Raw genomic sequence first — 18559 nt, 5'->3', positions numbered from 1 at the left:
GGCTACATTATGACGGCCTGTGCAACCGGCGGCAATCTGCAGCGGACGAAACACTGACAGCTTATCCCTGGGATAGTTACAATCGCCCGGGTTAATCCTCAGCCGGAGCCACGACCTCTCGTGTCCGTATTGCGCTTACCCAGCCTTCCCGCCGCCTCCGGCAAACAAACGTGGGGCAACCTTCCTGGCGCAGCACTAAGCCTGGCGATTGCCGAAGCGGCCAATGCTGCCAAACGTTTCACCCTGTTGCTGACCGCCGACAGCCAGAGCGCCGAGCGCCTGGAGCAGGAGTTGCGTTTTTTCGCCCCGGAGTTGCCGGTGCTGCATTTTCCCGACTGGGAAACCCTGCCGTACGACCTGTTCTCGCCCCATCAGGACATCATTTCCCAGCGCATCGCCAGCCTCTACCGGCTGCCGGAGCTGAGCCACGGCATTCTTGTAGTGCCGATCACTACCGCCCTGCACCGCCTGGCACCCAAGCGTTTTCTGCTGGGCAGCAGCCTGGTGCTGGATGTGGGCCAGAAGCTGGATGTCGAGCAGATGCGCACGCGTCTGGAGGCCACCGGTTACCGCTACGTGGAAACCGTATACGAGCACGGCGAGTTCACCGTGCGCGGCGCGATCATCGACCTGTTTCCCATGGGTACGCCGCAGCCCTACCGCATCGACCTGTTCGATGACGAAATCGAAACCCTGCGCACCTTCGATCCGGAAACCCAGCGCTCCATCGACAAGGTCGAGTCGATCCGCTTGTTGCCGGCGCGTGAATTTCCGCTGAATAAAGAAGCCGTCACCGGTTTCCGCGCGCGCTTTCGCGAGCGCTTTGACGTGGACTTCCGCCGCTGCACCATCTATCAAGACCTGAGCAGCGGTATTACCCCGGCCGGTATCGAGTACTACCTGCCGCTGTTTTTCGATGAAACCGACACCCTGTTTGACTACCTGCCCAGCGACACCCAGGTGTTCTCCCTGCCGGGCATCGAGCAGGCCAGCGAGAACTTCTGGAACGACGTGCGCAACCGCTACGAAGAGCGCCGCGTCGATCCCGAGCGCCCACTGGTGCCACCAGCGGAACTGTTTCTACCTGTGGAAGACTGCTTCGCCCGCCTGAAAAACTGGCCACGGGTGGTGGTCAGTCAGCAGGACGTGGACGTTGGCGTCGGCCGCGAACGCTTCCCGGCCCAAGCGCTGCCCGACCTGGCGATTCAGGCCAAGGCCCAGCAGCCGATGGCAGCGCTGGAAAACTTCCTCAACGACTTCCCTGGCCGCGTGCTGTTTACCGCCGAGTCGGCTGGGCGCCGCGAGGTGCTGCTGGAGTTACTGGCGCGCCTGCGCCTGAAACCGGTCGAGGTCGAAGGCTGGAACGACTTCACCACCGGCAAAGAGCGCCTGGCGATCACCATCGCGCCGCTGGACGACGGCTTGCAGCTGGACGACCCGGCCCTGGCGCTGATCGCCGAAAGCCCGTTGTTCGGCCAACGTGTCATGCAGCGCCGCCGCCGGGAAAAGAACCGCGGCGATCACGGCGACGCGGTGATCAAAAACCTCACCGAGCTGCGCGAAGGCGCGCCGGTGGTGCATATCGACCATGGCGTGGGGCGCTACCTGGGCCTGGCGACGCTGGAAGTGGATAACCAGACCGCCGAATTCCTCATGCTGGCCTATGCCGACGAGGCCAAGCTGTATGTGCCGGTGGCCAACCTGCACCTGATCGCCCGTTACACCGGCAGCGACGATGCCCTGGCACCGTTGCACCGCCTGGGTTCGGAAACCTGGCAGAAAGCCAAGCGCAAGGCCGCCGAGCAGGTGCGCGATGTGGCGGCCGAGCTGCTGGATATTTACGCCCGGCGCGCCGCGCGCGAAGGCTATGCGTTTGCCGATCCGAAACTGGACTACGAGACCTTCAGCGCCGGCTTCCCGTTTGAGGAAACCCCGGACCAGCAGACCACCATCGAAGCGGTGATGGCCGATATGCTTGCGCCGAAACCGATGGACCGCCTGGTGTGCGGCGACGTGGGCTTCGGCAAAACCGAAGTGGCCATGCGTGCGGCCTTTATTGCCGTGCACAGCGGCAAGCAAGTGGCGATTCTGGTGCCCACTACTCTGCTCGCCCAACAGCACTACAACAGCTTCCGCGACCGTTTTGCCGACTGGCCGGTGACCGTGGAAGTGATGAGCCGCTTCAAGTCCGACAAGGAAGTGAAGGCTGCTGTGGCGCAGCTGGCCGAGGGCAAGATCGATATCGTGATCGGCACCCATAAGCTGTTGCAGGACGATGTAAAAATCAAAAACCTCGGCCTGGTGATCATCGACGAAGAGCACCGTTTTGGCGTGCGCCAGAAGGAACAGCTCAAGGCGCTGCGCAGCGAGGTGGACATTCTCACCCTCACCGCGACGCCGATTCCGCGCACCTTGAACATGGCCGTTTCCGGCATGCGCGATCTATCGATCATCGCCACGCCGCCAGCGCGGCGTTTGTCGGTGCGCACCTTTGTGATGGAGCAGCAGAAGCCCGTCATCAAGGAAGCCCTGCTGCGCGAACTGCTGCGTGGCGGCCAGGTGTATTACCTGCACAACGACGTAAAAACCATCGAGAAATGCGCCGCCGATTTGGCTGAGCTCGTACCGGAAGCGCGTATCGGCATAGGCCATGGGCAGATGCACGAGCGCGATCTGGAACAGGTGATGAGCGACTTTTACCACAAGCGCTTCAACGTGCTGATCGCCTCGACCATTATCGAAACCGGTATCGATGTGCCGAGCGCCAACACCATCATCATCGAGCGCGCCGACAAGTTCGGTCTGGCCCAGCTGCACCAACTGCGTGGCCGAGTTGGCCGCAGTCACCACCAGGCGTATGCCTACCTGCTGACACCGCCGCGTAAGCAGATGACCCCAGACGCGGAAAAACGCCTGGAAGCCATCGCCAATACCCAGGACCTAGGCGCCGGCTTTGTGCTGGCCACCAACGACCTGGAGATCCGTGGTGCCGGCGAGTTGCTGGGCGACGGCCAGAGCGGGCAGATTCAGGCGGTGGGTTTTACCCTGTATATGGAAATGCTCGAGCGCGCAGTGAAAGCCATCCGCAAGGGTGAGCAACCGAACCTCGAGCAACCGCTGGGCGGTGGTCCGGAAATCAACCTGCGGGTACCGGCGCTGATTCCCGATGCCTATCTGCCGGATGTGCATACGCGGCTGATCCTGTACAAACGCATTGCCTCGGCCGCAGATGAAGACGCACTGAAAGAACTGCAGGTGGAAATGATCGACCGCTTCGGCCTGTTGCCCGAGCCGACCAAGAACCTGATACGCCTGACCCTGCTCAAGCTGCAAGCCGAGCAGCTGGGAATCAAAAAATTGGACGCCGGCCCGCAAGGCGGCAAGATTGAATTTGCTGCCGACACTCAGGTCGACCCGTTGGTGCTGATCAAGCTGATTCAAGGTCAGCCCAACCGCTACAAATTCGAAGGCGCCACCCAGTTCAAATTCCAGGTGCCGATGGAGCGTCCGGAAGAAAGATTCAACGTGCTGGAAGCGTTGTTCGAGCGCCTCACGCCCAAACAAGTTTGATTACTAAAGGACTACTGAATGCGTGCCCTCCGTTGTTTCGCCCTGCTTCTCAGCCTGGTTGCACCCATGGCCTTTGCCGATGGCTTGTACCAGGTTGAACTGATCATCTTTCGCCAAGCCGGCGAACCGATTCCGGCCAGCCAGACCGCCCCGGATGACTGGGCCGCTGGCGTGCAAGGCAGCGCGGCCGACAATGCCCGCGGCATCGCGCTGAATGGCGAAGCCGCCAAGCTGAATCCGGACAATGGCTACACCGTGCTGCTGCACCAGGCCTGGCAGCAAAGCATGGGCGAAGCGCCAACCAAGATCGCCGTTAACACCGGCAACCAACAGTTCGGCCATTACCCAGTGGAAGGCACCTTGAGCCTGAAGCAGGTGCGCTTTGTCGATCTGGATGCCAATTTCTGGATCAACCAGTTCGACGCCACTGGCCTGTTGATTGGCAGCGAGCGCCTGAAGCAGAGTGCGCGCCTGAAAACGGGCGAGCTGACGTATCTGGATCACTCGAACCTGGGAATGCTCATTCGTATCAACCCGCTGTAGGCCATCAAGACGCTCCCGGAGGAGCGGCTTCAGCCGCGATGCTCTTGAACTCAAAAAGCATCGCGGCTAAAGCCGCTCCGACAGGTGCAACGAAAAAGCCCGGCATTTGTGCCGGGCTTTTGCCTTTCAGGGATTCAGCTGGCGAACAGATACCCCTCAACGTCCATTCCCGCATCACGCATCTGCGCCAGCTTGTAGCGCAAGGTTCGCGGGCTGATGCCCAGGCGTTCGGCGGCTTCCTTGCGACGACCGCGTTCGGCGCGCAAGGTGTCGATGATCATCTGGAATTCGTGCCGGCGCAGGTCGTCGCCCAGGGCACCGCTATCGCTGCTGTCGTCACTCGCCGGCAACGCCGCAGTGCCGCTGGGCACGGCCACCAGCGTGGCCACTGGAGCCGGCGCAGGTGCCAGGCCGATGGTGCCGTTCAGGCACAGGTCCTGCGGCTGGATGGTGCCGCCCTGCTGCAGGATAAGGGCGCGCTGAATGGCGTTGTCCAATTCGCGCACATTGCCCGGCCAGGGGTAAACCACCAGGGCACGCTGCGCCTCAGGGGAAAGACGCGCCGGGGCGTGATTCATTTTCTTCGCATGCTTGGCCAGCAGGCGCTCGGCCAGTGGCAGGATATCGGCGGTGCGCTCGCGCAGCGGACGCCAGCCCAGAGGGAATACCGACAGGCGATAGAACAGGTCCTCACGGAAGCGCCCGGCCGCCACTTCACCGGCCAGATCACGGTTACTGGTGGCCAGCACACGGATATCCAGGTCGATCGGTTTACGCGCGCCGACGCGTTCCACTTCGCGTTCCTGCAGCACTCGCAACAGCTTGGCCTGCAAGCCCAGGGGCATTTCGGAAATCTCGTCGAGCAGAATGGTGCCGCCCTCCGCCAGCTCGAACTTGCCCGGCTGCGAGGAAACGGCACCGGTGAAAGCGCCCTTTTCATGACCGAACAGGGTGGCTTCGAGCATATTGTCCGGAATGGCCGCACAGTTGATGGCGATAAAGGGTTTGTTCGCCCGTGGCGATTGCTGGTGGATATAACGCGCCAGCACTTCCTTGCCGGTACCGGACTCGCCGGAGATCAGCACGGTGGAATCGCTTTGCGCCACCCGCGTGGCCAGATCCAGCAGTTGCCGACTGGCCGGCTCCAGCGCCACCGGGCCGTCACCGTCGTCTTTGCTCATACGTCCCAGGGCGTGCCGCTCGACCAGCTCCAGCAAGGCTTTGGGTTCAAAGGGTTTGACCAGGTAATCGGCAGCGCCACGGCGCATGGCATCCACCGCGCGCTCCACGGCACCAAAGGCGGTCATGAGCAGCACGGGCAGTTGCGGATAACGACTGCGGATCAGGGCGAGCAACTGATGGCCGTCCATGCCAGGCATATTGACGTCGCTGACCACCATGCAGAACGACTCGCGCGCCAACGCGCCGAGGGCCGCTTCGGCACTCTCCACGGCACAGAACTCATAGCCGCCAATCGCCAGGGTATCGGCCAGGGCCTCGCGCAGGGCGCGGTCGTCTTCTACTAATAAAACTTTGCTAGCCATGGGCCGTTACTCCTGGGAAACCCGTGGAGCCACCGAGATCAGCGGCAAAACCAGAATGGCGCAGGTGCCACGTCCGGGACGCGAGCGCAGCAGCAGTTCGCCCTGATGGGCACGGGCCACCGCTTTGACCACCGCCAGCCCGAGGCCGGTACCGGTGGTTTTGGTGGTAAAAAAGGGCTCGCCCAGACGCGCCAGGGTATTGGCGTCGATGCCGGGGCCGTTGTCGCTGATACACAGGCGCAGATTCTGGCCACGAATATAAAAATGGATTTTCAGGCTGGCATCGCGGCCGGCCGCCTGGATGGCGTTTTCCACCAGGTTGAGCACGGTGCCCACCAAGGTGTCGCGGTTGCACAGCAGTTCGCCAGCATGGGCGTCGCATTGCCAGCGCACGTTCATACCTTGCACATGGGGCTCGGCGGCGGCGCGCAGGGCGTCGTAGAGCTTTTTCGGGGCCAGGCGATCCGGCAGCGGCAGTTCGCCACGGGCAAACACCAGCATGTCGCGCACCTGGTGCTCCAGCTCATGCAGGCGCTCTTTCAGGCGGCTGGCGAAACGTTGCTGCTGATCCACCGGCAACACTTGCTCCGTCAAATGGCTGGCGTAGAGCAAGGCAGCAGATAGCGGCGTGCGAATTTGATGAGCCAGGGAAGCGACCATCCGTCCCAGTGCCGACAAGCGCTCGTGGCGGGCCAGTTGATCTTGTAGCTGACGGGTTTCCGTCAGGTCGTTCAACAGCACCAGCTGACCGGGTTCGGCCGACAGTGAACGAGTGGCGATAGAGAGGCGGCGGCCGTTTTTCAGCGAGACTTCGTGGCCATCGTCTTTGCGCGGGGCAAAGTTGCGGGCGATCACTTCGCGCCAGAGCATGCCCACCAGCGGCTTGCCCAACAGCGCACAGGCCACCGGATTGGCTTCGCGCACCACGCCCTGGCCATCGATCACGATCACCCCACCGGGCAATACATCCAGCAGGCTTTGCAGGCGGTGCGCCAGGCGCTCTTTCTCCGCCAGCTCCTGCATGCGCTGAGCGCTGACCAAAGCCAACTCGCCCTTGAGTTCGGTGACCCGCGCTTCCAACAGGTTGTAGGAGTCACTGAGCTGCGTCGACATCTGGCTGAACATGGCGAACGCCTGCTCCAGCCCTTCACGGCTGGTGGCCTCGATGTCGGCTTTGTCAGTGCTGGACGTTGGGAGTGCGGTTGGCTTCATGGTTCTCTCTCACGCGGTGAGCCGTCATAAGACGGTCAGTCGAGAGAGAACTAGCAATAGCCGTGCCTAAAAAAATATCCTTATTTTTCAAGGCACTATAAGTAGCTTAGGAAATTTCGCGTCAATCATCCGACTGTTCGTCGTCATCCCGACGACTCATGCCGTACTTACGCATCTTTTCCACCAAGGTGGTGCGGCGGATGCGCAGACGTTCGGCAGCACGGGCGACGACGCCGCCGGCATCGTCCAGGGCCTGTTGAATAAGGCCTTGTTCGAGGTTGCCGAGATAGTCCTTCAGGTCCAGGCCTTCAGGCGGCAACATGGCGGTGTTGTCGGCACTCTGTACATTGCTGTTGAAGGAGAAACGCTCTTCCAGGTCGTCACGAACGCTGGCGGCCTGTTGATCATGCTCGTCATCGACCTGACGGAATTTCTTCGGTAATTCCAGAACACCGATCACCCCATAGGGATGCATGATCGCCATGCGCTCCACCAGGTTGGCCAGCTCGCGGACGTTACCGGCCCAGTCGTGCCGGCACAGCGACATGATAGCCGCGGAGTTGAAACGGATCGAACCGCGTTTCTCCACCTCCATCCGCGAAATCAGCTCGTTCATCAGCAGCGGGATATCTTCCACGCGCTCACGCAGCGGTGCCATCTCGATGGGGAACACATTGAGGCGGTAGTAAAGGTCTTCGCGGAAGGTGCCCGCTTCGATCATCTGCTCAAGGTTCTTGTGGGTCGCGGCGATGATGCGCACGTCCGCACTCTGGGTCTTGTTGCTGCCGACGCGCTCGAAGGTGCGCTCTTGCAGCACGCGCAACAGCTTGACCTGCATCGGCAGCGGCATATCACCGATTTCGTCGAGAAACAGGGTGCCACCGTTGGCCAACTCGAAGCGCCCCGCCCGGGTGGTGATAGCCCCAGTGAACGCACCTTTTTCGTGGCCGAACAGTTCGCTTTCCAGCAGCTCGGCTGGAATCGCGCCGCAGTTGACCGGCACAAAGGGCGCGTCTCGACGTTTGGAGTGGTAGTGCAGGTTGCGCGCAACCACTTCCTTGCCGGTGCCGGACTCGCCGAGGATCAGCACGCTGGCCTCGGTGTCGGCTACCTGCGACATCATCTGCCGTACTTGCTGAATGGCGCGGCTGGTGCCGACCAGACTGCGGAACAGGTTCGGCTCACGCGCACGGGCACCGCGCGCCTGGTCGAACATTTCCCGGTAGACCTGGGCACGGTGCAGCGAATCGAGGAGTTTGTTGTAGCTCGGGGGCATTTCCAGGGTGCTCAGCACCCGGCGGCGGACATCTTCCGGCCAGTCCGGCGAGGCGGCTTCGCCCACTAGGAGGATGGGCAACTGCTCATCCCAAGCGGCCAGTTGCTTGAGCAACTCTATCGAGCCACCTTTGCTGGTGACCTCGCCGAGCAACACGCTCAACACATCGCGCGGACTCTCGAGCGGGTCGACGGTCTCACGCCAGGTCTGGCTAGTGCAGACTAGATGTTCTTCCCCAAGAAAATTAAGAATCACCGCCAAATCGCGGCGGCGTTCGCTGTTGTCGTCGACCAGTAAGATTTTGGTTTCACGCCACATAGTGTCTGGTTCTGATCCTGGGAGTGAAGAATGTGCCAAGCGCAAAAACAATCAAAAAACGCGAGCAACTGGCCACTAGTAGAGTCAATTTTTTGGACGCAGTCAATTTTATGACGTGATTTTTTCTACCCAGTTCAACGAGGTACGAAATGGTATCGAGGAGTTAACCCAGCGCTTAGTAGCCAACCCCTCTAGGCGAAAGGTTAGCCACAAAGAATTGACTAGCCAAACATCTGATAGATTTTGGCACTTTGATTGGATTTGACCAGCAGGGTCAGTTCTTCGCCCACAGCCTCGCGCTTGCGCACGCACGCAGCGGTGAGTTGGCGATACACCTCCACCAGCGCTTCCATTTGCTCGCGCAGGGCTTCTTCGATGTCAGCGCTTGCTGCCATGGCTGCACTAACCTGTTCGCGGCACGTGCTGTCCAGCGCGCCTATGCGCTCCCAGTCTTCTTGGGCAAACGCTTCGACCAGGGCGATTCGGGTGCTTTCGATCTGCTGCAACATGGGGTTAACCACCGTGGATTTAGTCATCGTAACGCTCCAACAAAAACTCGGGCCCGTCCGCACTTACGGCGCGATGGCATCCCAACCGGACTTAACCTCACGCAGCAAACCGGATACTTCCGCCAGAGGCGCTGGGTCGTTGGTTTTGTTGGCGTCCAACATACGAACAATCATGTACTCATACACACGGTCGAGGTTCTGCGCAATTTCGCCGCCCTTTTCCATATCCAGGCCGTCACGCAGGCCGCCAACAATGCCAATGGCCTTGCTGATCAATTCGCCTTTCATCGAGGCCTGACCACGTGCCATTGCGCCTTGGGCTTGAGCCAACCGCTCCAGACCGCCTTCCATCAGCATCTGGATCAAACGATGAGGACTTGCTTCAAACACTTGAGCCGAGACACTCACTTGTTTGTACTGATTCATCGCCGACATCGCTCTCATTTTGCAAACCCTCGTGAACCGCTGTTTCGATATTCAAGATATCGGCCGGATCTACGAGAGCTTTATGCCTGACTTCAATTTTTTAATCACGGAAGAATCCGGACTAAGCCAGCGCAAAGGGCGTCGAATTCGATCTAGCCAGCGAAGCGGTTCGCATCTGCTGAACCGCTTGAGGAACGCGCGTGCCCGCGTAGGGCACGGGGTTATCAGTTTTTACTGGAGTTGTTGGCGAAAGGCAGACTGGCCAACGAGGAGGTGAGGCTGTCGCTGGTGGTCTTCAACTGCGACACCAAGGCGTCCATGGCGTTGTACTGTTTGTACAACCGAGTTTGCAGCGCGGTCATGCGCAGGTCGAGGGTTTCTTGCTGCTTGTCGAGGCCGGCAATTGTGTTGGTCAGCTGCGTAGAACGCTGCTCGATAATGCCGCCGCCGCCCGTGTATGGCTTGAGCTTTTCGGTCAGGCGGTTAGCCAGACCATCGTCACCGGTGAAGTACGCCGCTACGCCTTCGTAGTTTTCAGTAACGGCCTTGTCGAGCTTGGTGGCGTCGACCTCCAGGGTACCGTCCTGCTTGGTGGTGATGCCCAGACTTGCCAATGCGTTGATGGAACCGGTACCTGACTGCGCAGAAACCAGCTCACTACGTACCGAACTGATCAACGAGCGCGCAGTGGAGTCCCCGGCCAAGGCCGCTACCACAGGCGCACTGTTTGCCACCGTGGTCACTTTGGTCAACGCACTGACTGCGGACATCATCTTGTTATAAGCCGTGACGAAGTTCTGCACGTTGCTTTTCACCGCCGAGGTGTTGTCCGCCACGGTCAGCGTCAGCGGTTCATCTTTATCGGTAGTGCCGGTAAGTTTGATGCTGACACCGTCGATCGCTTTGTCGATGGTGTTGGAGTCGCTCACTACATCCAGGCCGTCAATGCTCAGCTTGGCGCTTTGCGCGGTGGTGATGGTCTTGCCCGCTTTGGCGACCGCCTTGTCGTAATCGGCCGGCGTCACGTAATCATTGGGATCAAGGGTAGCGCCGGGAAAAGTCAGGTCTTCCAGCGAGCCACTGCCCGTACCGGTGCTGGTGCCGGTCATGGTGATGTCGTTGCCGTCACCCATCTTGGTACTGCTCAACACCAGGCGCGAGCCTTGGCTGTCAGTGACGATGGTGGCGCTGACACCGGCGGTTTTGCCTTGGGCGTTGATCGCGTCACGCACACCGGCCAAGGTGTTGTTGGTGCTGTCGACGTTGATGCTAAAGGCTTCGGAACTGCCGACCTTGATGGCCAACGTACCGGTATTGAATGCTGTAGTGCTGCCACCGCTGAAGGCTGCCGACGCAATCTTGCTGCTGCCGGCCAGCTGTGACACTTCAATTTTGTAGGTGCCTGCTACGGCACTGGGTGTACCGCTGGCACTAAGGACCGAGGTATTCGAGGAAGTCGTCGATTTCGAGAGGAAGCTGGTTGGACTGTTTAGCAGCGCCAACGCGGACTGAAATTCGCTTACAGCGCTTTTCAGCGAACCCAGGGCGGTCAGCTTGGTGGTGGATTTCGATTCGAGTTTATCGATCTGATTCTGCTTCGGGGCTTTTTCAGCAGCCACCGACGACGCCACGATATCGTCAATATTGACGCCCGAACCAATGCCGCTTATGCCAGCCATCTCACACCTCCGTCAAAATAACGTCCCGAATTCCCTATAGGAACCGATGTGGTGAGTTGCACTCAAGAAACGTACCAACTCACGCTTTAGCCTCAAACATGAGACTGCGGATATCTTCAAGTTGCTCAGCCAGTTTTAGCAGTTCCTCGGAAGGAATCTGGCGAATCACTTTACCGGAATCAGTGTCGATGACTTTGACCACTACGTCGCCACTCTTGTCATCAACGTTAAAACTCAGGCCACGTTGCACGGTCTGTGCGTAGGAGTTGATATCGGAAACCACCGAATTCAAATCGCCGCTGCTCAGCGCCTTCTCTGTTGCTTTGGCCGTATCATTTGCTTTGCCGGACTTGTCAGCTGGTTTAGTAGCTGAAACGACAGGAGCAACTGCCTCGCTTGTCTTGGGTAGGCCGGCAACAGACGTAATGTTAGAAACATCCATTTTTGATACCTCACAATGGCCAAATGGGAGAAAGGGTTAGCCCCTTTCCCCCACCGTTTTTGGCGCCTCTTCCTGCCTTATTGCAGCAGGCTGAGAACCGATTGTGGCAACTTGTTAGCTTGGGCCAGAATCGCGGTACCGGCTTGTTGCAGCACTTGGTTCTTCGACAGTGTTGCAGTTTCAGCAGCGAAGTCGGTGTCTTTGATCCGGCTACGAGCAGCGTCAGCGTTCTCAGAGATGTTCTGCAGGTTGCTGATGGTGTTGTCGAAGCGGTTCTGTACAGCACCGAGGTCGGCACGTTGGCTGTCGATGTTCGCCAGGGCGTTGTCGATTACAGCGATGGCACGTTGAGCGCCGTCAGCGGTGGAAATATCCACATCCGAAACGGTGTTCAGTGTAGGCGCTGCAGAGTTGAAGAACGAACCAACATCCGCACCAACCAAAGCGTAGGACGATGGCGAGTTGAGTTCCACGTAACCAACCGCAGCACCGCCGTTTGCCAGCGCATCGGTAGCCGCCGAGAACGTACCGTCAGAACCCTGCGATGCCACGTTCAAAAAACCACCAGCGGCCGAAGCAGTACCGGTATCCTTGCCGAAGACGATGTTTTCACCAGTTGCCGAAGTGATGGTCACTTTATCGGTTTTGGCATCGTAGTTAGCAGTAACGTTCAACTTACCAGCGTTGGAGTTGATCTGGTCTGCGAGGCTCTTGGTGTCAGTAACACCGACGATGGACACAGACTGGCTGCCTACGGTCAACGAGAAACTGGCGGAACCGCTACTCGCAGTTACTTGTGCTTGAACCACGTTGCGAGCACTAGCGGAAAGACCCGAGATCGAACCGTCAAGTGCCGCAGCCACGCTCTTGGCGCTGTAGCCCGAAGCAATCGATACGTCTTTGGTCTGGCCACCACCAACAACAGTCACCGAACCGGAAGCCAAGGAAGCAACAGCACCGCTACCCTGGGTGAAGCTTGCAGTTTTGGTGGTACCAGAAGTCACGGCACCTGTGCTGTCCGTGGACGAACCGCCACCAACTTGGTACGAACCCAGGGAAGTTGCCGAAGCATCTTTCAGGGTTACGTCGATAGTTTCGTAAGCGTTGGAGCCCACTTGGAAGCTGGTAGTACCAAAGGTACCGTCGAGCAGCTTGCGACCACCGAAGGTGGTGGTATCAGCGATACGGCTCAGCTCGGCCTGTTGGGCTGCCACTTCTTTTTGCAGAGCGGCACGGTCAGTGTCGCTGTTCGAACCGTTGGCCGACTGAATGGACAGGTCACGGATACGTTGCAGAATGTTGGTCGACTGTTGCAGCGCGCCTTCAGCGGTTTGCGACAGCGAGATACCGTCGTTGGCGTTGCGGGTCGCTACGTTCAGGCCGCTGATCTGGTTGGTCAGACGGTTAGAGATCTGCAGACCGGCGGCATCGTCCTTGGCGCTGTTGATGCGGTAGCCAGTAGACAGACGTTGCAGGGAAGTATTCAGGGCACCGGAAGAAGCGTTCAGGTTGCGCTGAGTGTTGAGCGAAGCGATGTTCGTGTTAACTGTAAGTGCCATTTGGGCGTCTCCCGAGTACCTAGTATTTGCCTGAGCTTGCGACGTTCAGGGCCTGCAGCTCAGGCGCCCCTAGAATTCGCATTCGAAGTGTTTATCGGCGCTTGTTCTTGGAGCTTTAGCAAAATTTTCAAATATTTTGCTGGCTGCTTGCTGAACCGGCGCAAACCGTATCCACGTCTTCTGTATCGGCAGAACCCGCAGAACTAAAGGGCTCTTCTAAAATTTTTGTCACCCAGTACCAAAAAAAGACCCGCAAATCGCGGTCAAAACTCGAGGCAACACAGTTCCGTGACGCCAAAATTCAAGCGAACCCAGCACTTAGCGACAGAGCCAAAACTGTCCACTATTTTTTGACACCCCATAAAAAAGGCCAGTTATGTTGATAACTGGCCTCCTCATCGGGCTTCAATCTAGTTCATCTGCGACATTCATGCGTCAGTCAGGCAGCCAGGCCTTGGCCCAATTGTGCAGATTTACCCCCTCCAGCATCCAGTCGCGACGAATAATCTGCTGCAATTCGTCCCCCGCTTTAGCCGTAGCGTCCATATCGGCAAGGTGCATACGGATAGCGTCGACCCAGTTTTTGTAGCGATTCTTGACCCGCGTAACTGGCAAGCCGTCGCGATAGCACAACACATCGCTGCAAATAACCGGGAAACCCAGCACGCCGTACTCCAGTAAGCGCAAGTTGCTCTTGCAATCGTTGAACTGATTTTGCTCGAGCGGTGCCAACGCGAGGTCCAGATTCAACGACGCCAGCATGGCGGGATAGTGCTCGATCACCACGCCCGTATGAAACTCATGAACGAAGGGCTTGAGCGACTCCGGGCACATACCGAGAAACACCCACTCCACTTCATCGGCCAGGTCTCGCACCACATCGACAATCAGCTCCAGGTCACCCGCATGGCCAGCGCCACCCGCCCAACCCACGCGGGGTTTGCGGCCGACGCCACGCTGACTGCGCAGGGCACTCCACCAACTGACAGGCAAACGGTTAGGTACCACGAGAATATTTGAATGCATGTCGGCGAACGCTTCGGCAAGCGGTGCGGTAGACACCACAAAGCGATCAGTCAGTGCCACAGCCCGGCGCAGCGACTTACGTACATCCTTGGGCATTGCATCACGGTGATAGCTTTTCAACGGCAGGTTGGGCAAATAGTCGTCGAGCTCATAGACCTTGAAGGCATTGGATAGCTCCTTGACCTCGGCCATCTCAGCAATCTGGTAATCGGTGATCTGCCGCTGAAACACCACGGTCTGCGCACTGAAACGCTCCAACTCCACCGGTGACATATGAATACCGCTGACCAGGCCATCGACAATACCGGCGTCGCGCATGGCGGCAAACGGCTGGCGAATCCGGTAATGCCCGCATCCGCTACTGTCAGCGGCGTAGCAAAGCACCTGCGGCAGTATGGGTTGGGCCCGACGGGTGGCGTAATCGAACTGAAAGCCAGTTTGCGCCAGCGATAGATTTGGATTGTAGGCCGGGTCACGCGCCAATATCGGCAGCCAGCGGCGATACATTTCCTCGCGCTCGCTCTTCAATGCGGCCTGATGGGGTGCCGCCCCGGCAATAGCCACTATCGGTAAGTCGATACCAGTGCGCACCACCACGCTGTGGGGTGTCCAGACATTCAGAAAACCGGCAGCCCGAATGCGCAGACACAGATCCACATCGCCATAGAACGCCGACAAATGCTGCTCGTCCATACCGCCCAGTTCGACCAGCAGCTCGCGGCGCACCATCAGGCACGCGGCACCCACTGCGCTGTAGTTCTGCGCCACCTGCAAACGGTTCATATAGCCGGGGGAATCCCCCGCTTCGCCGGCAAAGCCGCGCCCGGCCACATCGTGCAGGCCGAGAATAATGCCGGCCTGCTCGATCTTGCCTTGCGGGTCCAGGACCTTGGCCCCCACCACGCCTACCTCGGGGCGCTGCGCATGGTTGAGCAGTTGCTCCAGCCAATCCTCTTGAACAACCTGCACATCGTGGCTCAACAGCAGCAGGTACTCCGCCTCCACGGTGGCTGCCACGGCATTCACCATGGCGGCGAAATTGAACTCGCCGTCAAAGCGCCAGACCCGCACCTGCTCGTTATTCAGCGCTTCGACACTGGCCAGCCAACTGCAGGCCTGGGCGTCCTGACTGCCACAGTCGACCAGCAACAGCTCGTAATTGGCGTAACGGGTTTTCTCCAACAGGGTGTCGACGCAGCGCTGCACCAACGGCAGGTGGTCACGTACGGCCACGACAATGGACACCTTGGGGTGCTGGGGATGGCCGTAATCAATGTAGTAGCGCCCCGGCAGGAAGGCCTGCACCGTGGCCTGATAGCCGCGCGCCGCCAGGTGCTGCTCCAACGCCACTTGCTCGGCCGGGTTGAACGCCAGGCTGGGCAGGTCGGCAATCAGCAGCACTTCCGGTACGCGGTGCAAACCAAGGCCAGCGCAGCCGTGCACCAGGCGCAACTGCAGGTCCAGCTGGAAGGCCTCGGCGAACATCGGGTTAAAGCCGTCCAGCTCGACCACACTGCGTTGGCGCAGCGCCCAATGCCGCCCGACCATAGCCGGAAAACTCAGCAACAGGTCCAGGTTGAAATCGGGTTTGAACAGCCCACCGATGGCACCCAGCGGAGTGCGTTGCAATTCATCGCAGAAAAACGCGTGGGCGACCTCCCCGGTGTGCGGCTCGGCGGCTTGCGCTTCGGCCAATCGCAGGCACAACAGCAGCAAGCCGGCCTGGGTAAATTCAACGCCGGCTTCGACGATGATCAGCCAGTCAAACGGCGCGACGCCCTGCTCGCCTACGGTGTACGCGTTCACCGCCTCGACCAGGGTCTCGCCGCTGACCTGGAACTGCTCCACCTCGGCGTCCCCGGCGACGGCCGCGGCCGTGCTGAATACCGCGGTTTTGATCGGTGCCGGCAACGCCCGCTGCAGGCTGTGCAGCGTTGAGCGCAAGGCGGTGGCATTGCCCTGGCTGTCGAGCACCAGCACACCCAACACCGGCCGTTGCAACTGGCAACGCTGCAAGCGCTCGGCAATCAAGGCGCGCTCACTGGCAATCGGCAGACGCGCCTCCAACCAGGTCAGCAGCTTCGGTACCAGACCGACCGCCATCTCGCTCATCAACTCGGCAACCCGCGCACTGGCCAGGCCATCGATGCCCAGGTTGAAATACGGCAAGCCCGCGGTGGCGAGCGCCACCTGCGCAGCGCGAAACTCGGAATCCACCAGCAAGCGCCCGATCGCCGCGGCCAAGCCCGAGGCCTCGACATCGCTGACACCTGCCCGCGCGTCATAGCAGGGCCCGAACACGCTGTTGGCCGGGTGCTGCAAGTTGATCGCCGGCGTGCCGCAGAGCATCGCCTCGACGCAGTAATTGGAGTCGATGGCGATCAGCACATCGGCGGCGGCCGCCCACAGCGGCGCGTCGTCTACCAGATAGAAGTAATAAGCCGGATCGGCACCCCGTTCGGCCAATAGTTCTTTGAAGCGCCGCTCGCCGAAGTGGTAGTTGGGCGGCCGATCCTTGACGATCGGGTTGCACAGCACGCCATCGCGGCGCAGCGCCTCGCAGGCATCAATAAAGTTGCCCACGGTCTGACCAAAAATGCCCTCATCGCCCTGGGCGGTCAGGCTGCTGGTCCAGGTGGTGCCGAACACCACAATGGGCTGGCCTTCGCGCAGTGCGTATTTTTCCCGCAGCGCGCTGTCGTGCAGTCCACGCTCGCCACGCAGTTTGACGAACTTGTCCCAGGCCGGATTACCAGTCACGCACATACGCTCGGCCGGCACGCCGTAATCCAGATAGCCCTCCAGCCCACGCTGGCCGTACACCGCGTGTTTATCCGCGGTGAGTTGGGCGTGCACGGTGTGGGGATCATTCAAGGCCAGTGCATGGGACAGATGCAGCGAGGGGATGCCCTGCTCGCGGGCCCACAGCATGCCGACCTTGGCCACGCTCATGACATCTTCGCTGGCGATCATCAGGCACAGTCGGTAACTCTCCTGAGCCAGCTCCAGGCCCTGCAACAGGGTCAGCAGCAGCGGCAATTCGACATGCAGACGCGCGCCGATGACCGGCACGATGGCCTGGCTGTCTTCACCTTCAAGGGTGCTCAGCGGAGTTTCCAGGTAACTGCCAATCCGCTGCTGCAACGGCGCGAGCTCGGCATTGATGCGTGCGGCACCGGCGTCTCCCAGTTCATGATCGATCACGAACAGCTTGGCCCCGACCTCATTGACCACATCCAGCAACGCCTGGGTCGCGTAGGGCGACAGGGTGACCACCGTCAGCGGCCCATGGCGGCGGAAGAATTCGCGCAACACACCCAGTTGGGAGTCCCAGAGAAAACAAACGATCGCAGACGACTTCACGAGCTGACTCCGCTGTGGGTCTTGAAGTATTCACGCAACAGGCTGGTGGCCAGTTGGTAGTCCAGGCCGGCCGCCAGATTGACCTGCTGGCGCAGCAATTGATCAGCGGCCCAGTCATGCACGATGGCCATATTGCGCTGGTCGATTGCATGGGCCGCGAGCCAGCGCTGCAATTGCTGCTGGGTCTGCTCATCCAGATACGCCTGGGGCTCGAACCCCGGGCGGTAGGCGGCCAACGCGCGCTTTAGCAGGTACAGCACATGGCGCGTGCGCAAGGATACTGAGTGCGCCGCGCACTGTTCGACGAACTGCTCCGCTGGCAAGCCGAGCTGAGCCTCGATACCGGCGAGCGTCGGGCTGCCGATCACCGCTTCCAGCGCGGCCAGGCGCGTCAGCCACTGCAGATTGACGGCAGGATCAAGGCGTTTTTCCAGGCTCACCAGGTAGCGACCACTGGCCAGAGGCGACAGCCTGCCCAGCACCTGTTGCTCCATCAGCAGGGCCAGGGCAAACAGGTCCTCATCGCTCTCCAGCCAGGACAGCAGACGCAGCCATTTGAACCGGTGCGGCAAGGCGCGATACAGCAAGGCGTTGTCCCACAGCCCGGCGTAAGGTTCCAGAGCAACCAGGCTCAGGCCCCGCGCCGATGCCAGGGCAAGCAGATCGCTGGGCGCACAGAACGCCGTGGCCTGATCCTCTCGGGCATTTTCCGGCCACTGTTGCATATCGTCGGCAAATGCCGCCTGCCAATGGGCCGGCGAGCGCAGGTCGAGGACCAGCCGGCCACCTGGGCGCAGCGCTTCGGCGCAGCTATCCAACAGCTGCGGCAACTGGCGGTTCGCCGACAGCGCGGCAAAGGCGACGATGGCCTCCTGGCTGCCGGGTTGCAGAGTCAGCGCGTCGCTGGCGCTTAGCGTCAGCACCTCGCTGGCGCTCAACTGGCGAGTGGCAAAGGACTGCTCGACGGTCTGGCGCAACCGGCTGATGCCGGCGTTGGCGAACAGCTGCGGCCCAGTGGAGAGCTGCAGATGGGTTTCCAGCCAGTCAGGCGTGTTGGAAGTTTGCGTCATGGTGATCTGGCTCGTTGCGGTG

The 18559-nt window shown here is 60.0% G+C and carries 12 protein-coding genes; 2 read left to right on the top strand and 10 right to left on the bottom strand.

The genetic code is table 11. The features are described 5' to 3' along the window. Window positions 1-120: 120 nt before the first annotated feature. Window positions 121-3570: a transcription-repair coupling factor gene (gene mfd, locus ACVW0Y_RS07805; protein ID WP_457437304.1), complete on the top strand. Its 3450-nt coding sequence runs from the start codon at window positions 121-123 to the stop codon at window positions 3568-3570. An 18-nt stretch (window positions 3571-3588) separates the two neighbouring features. Then, window positions 3589-4113 (top strand): peptidoglycan binding protein CsiV, encoded by a 525-nt coding sequence (locus ACVW0Y_RS07800; protein WP_457437302.1) that lies wholly within the window; start codon window positions 3589-3591, stop codon window positions 4111-4113. Between the two features lie 134 nt (window positions 4114-4247). On the opposite strand, the gene ACVW0Y_RS07795 is transcribed toward ACVW0Y_RS07800, so the two are convergent. From ACVW0Y_RS07795 to ACVW0Y_RS07750, 10 genes are all read right to left on the bottom strand, one after another. Next, a complete protein-coding gene (locus ACVW0Y_RS07795) occupies window positions 4248-5657 on the bottom strand; it encodes a sigma-54-dependent transcriptional regulator (RefSeq protein WP_457437301.1) in 1410 nt (469 codons plus the stop codon). A 6-nt stretch (window positions 5658-5663) separates the two neighbouring features. Continuing rightward, window positions 5664-6869, bottom strand: a complete 1206-nt coding sequence (locus ACVW0Y_RS07790; RefSeq protein ID WP_457437299.1) for a sensor histidine kinase — start codon at window positions 6867-6869, stop codon at window positions 5664-5666. Window positions 6870-6990: 121 nt separating this feature from the next. Further along, window positions 6991-8463 carry a sigma-54-dependent transcriptional regulator gene (locus tag ACVW0Y_RS07785; RefSeq protein ID WP_457437297.1) on the bottom strand — a complete coding sequence of 491 codons (1473 nt, stop codon included), beginning with the start codon at window positions 8461-8463 and terminating at the stop codon, window positions 6991-6993. A gap of 221 nt (window positions 8464-8684) precedes the next feature. Further along, a complete protein-coding gene (locus tag ACVW0Y_RS07780; RefSeq protein WP_457437295.1) occupies window positions 8685-8999 on the bottom strand; it encodes a flagellar protein FliT in 315 nt (104 codons plus the stop codon). A gap of 36 nt (window positions 9000-9035) precedes the next feature. Continuing rightward, window positions 9036-9416: a flagellar export chaperone FliS gene (fliS, locus tag ACVW0Y_RS07775; protein ID WP_457437293.1), complete on the bottom strand. Its 381-nt coding sequence runs from the start codon at window positions 9414-9416 to the stop codon at window positions 9036-9038. Between the two features lie 206 nt (window positions 9417-9622). Continuing rightward, complete coding sequence (gene fliD / locus ACVW0Y_RS07770; RefSeq protein WP_457437291.1) at window positions 9623-11077, bottom strand: flagellar filament capping protein FliD; 1455 nt, start codon at window positions 11075-11077, stop codon at window positions 9623-9625. A 79-nt stretch (window positions 11078-11156) separates the two neighbouring features. After that, the gene (locus ACVW0Y_RS07765) at window positions 11157-11519 is read right to left on the bottom strand and encodes a flagellar protein FlaG (protein ID WP_457437289.1); all 363 of its coding nucleotides are present in this window, start codon (window positions 11517-11519) and stop codon (window positions 11157-11159) included. A gap of 77 nt (window positions 11520-11596) precedes the next feature. After that, window positions 11597-13078 (bottom strand): flagellin, encoded by a 1482-nt coding sequence (locus ACVW0Y_RS07760; protein ID WP_457437287.1) that lies wholly within the window; start codon window positions 13076-13078, stop codon window positions 11597-11599. A 435-nt stretch (window positions 13079-13513) separates the two neighbouring features. Next, window positions 13514-17467 (bottom strand): glycosyltransferase, encoded by a 3954-nt coding sequence (locus ACVW0Y_RS07755; protein WP_457437285.1) that lies wholly within the window; start codon window positions 17465-17467, stop codon window positions 13514-13516. Continuing rightward, the gene (locus ACVW0Y_RS07750; RefSeq protein ID WP_457437283.1) at window positions 17464-18537 is read right to left on the bottom strand and encodes a hypothetical protein; all 1074 of its coding nucleotides are present in this window, start codon (window positions 18535-18537) and stop codon (window positions 17464-17466) included. Before ACVW0Y_RS07750 ends, ACVW0Y_RS07755 begins: the two co-directional genes overlap by 4 nt. Window positions 18538-18559: the final 22 nt, after the last annotated feature.

The organism is Pseudomonas sp. TE3786, assembly GCF_054057335.1.
The sequence above is the reverse complement of the archived record's forward strand: the minus strand, read 5'-3'. Positions and strand labels throughout refer to the sequence as shown.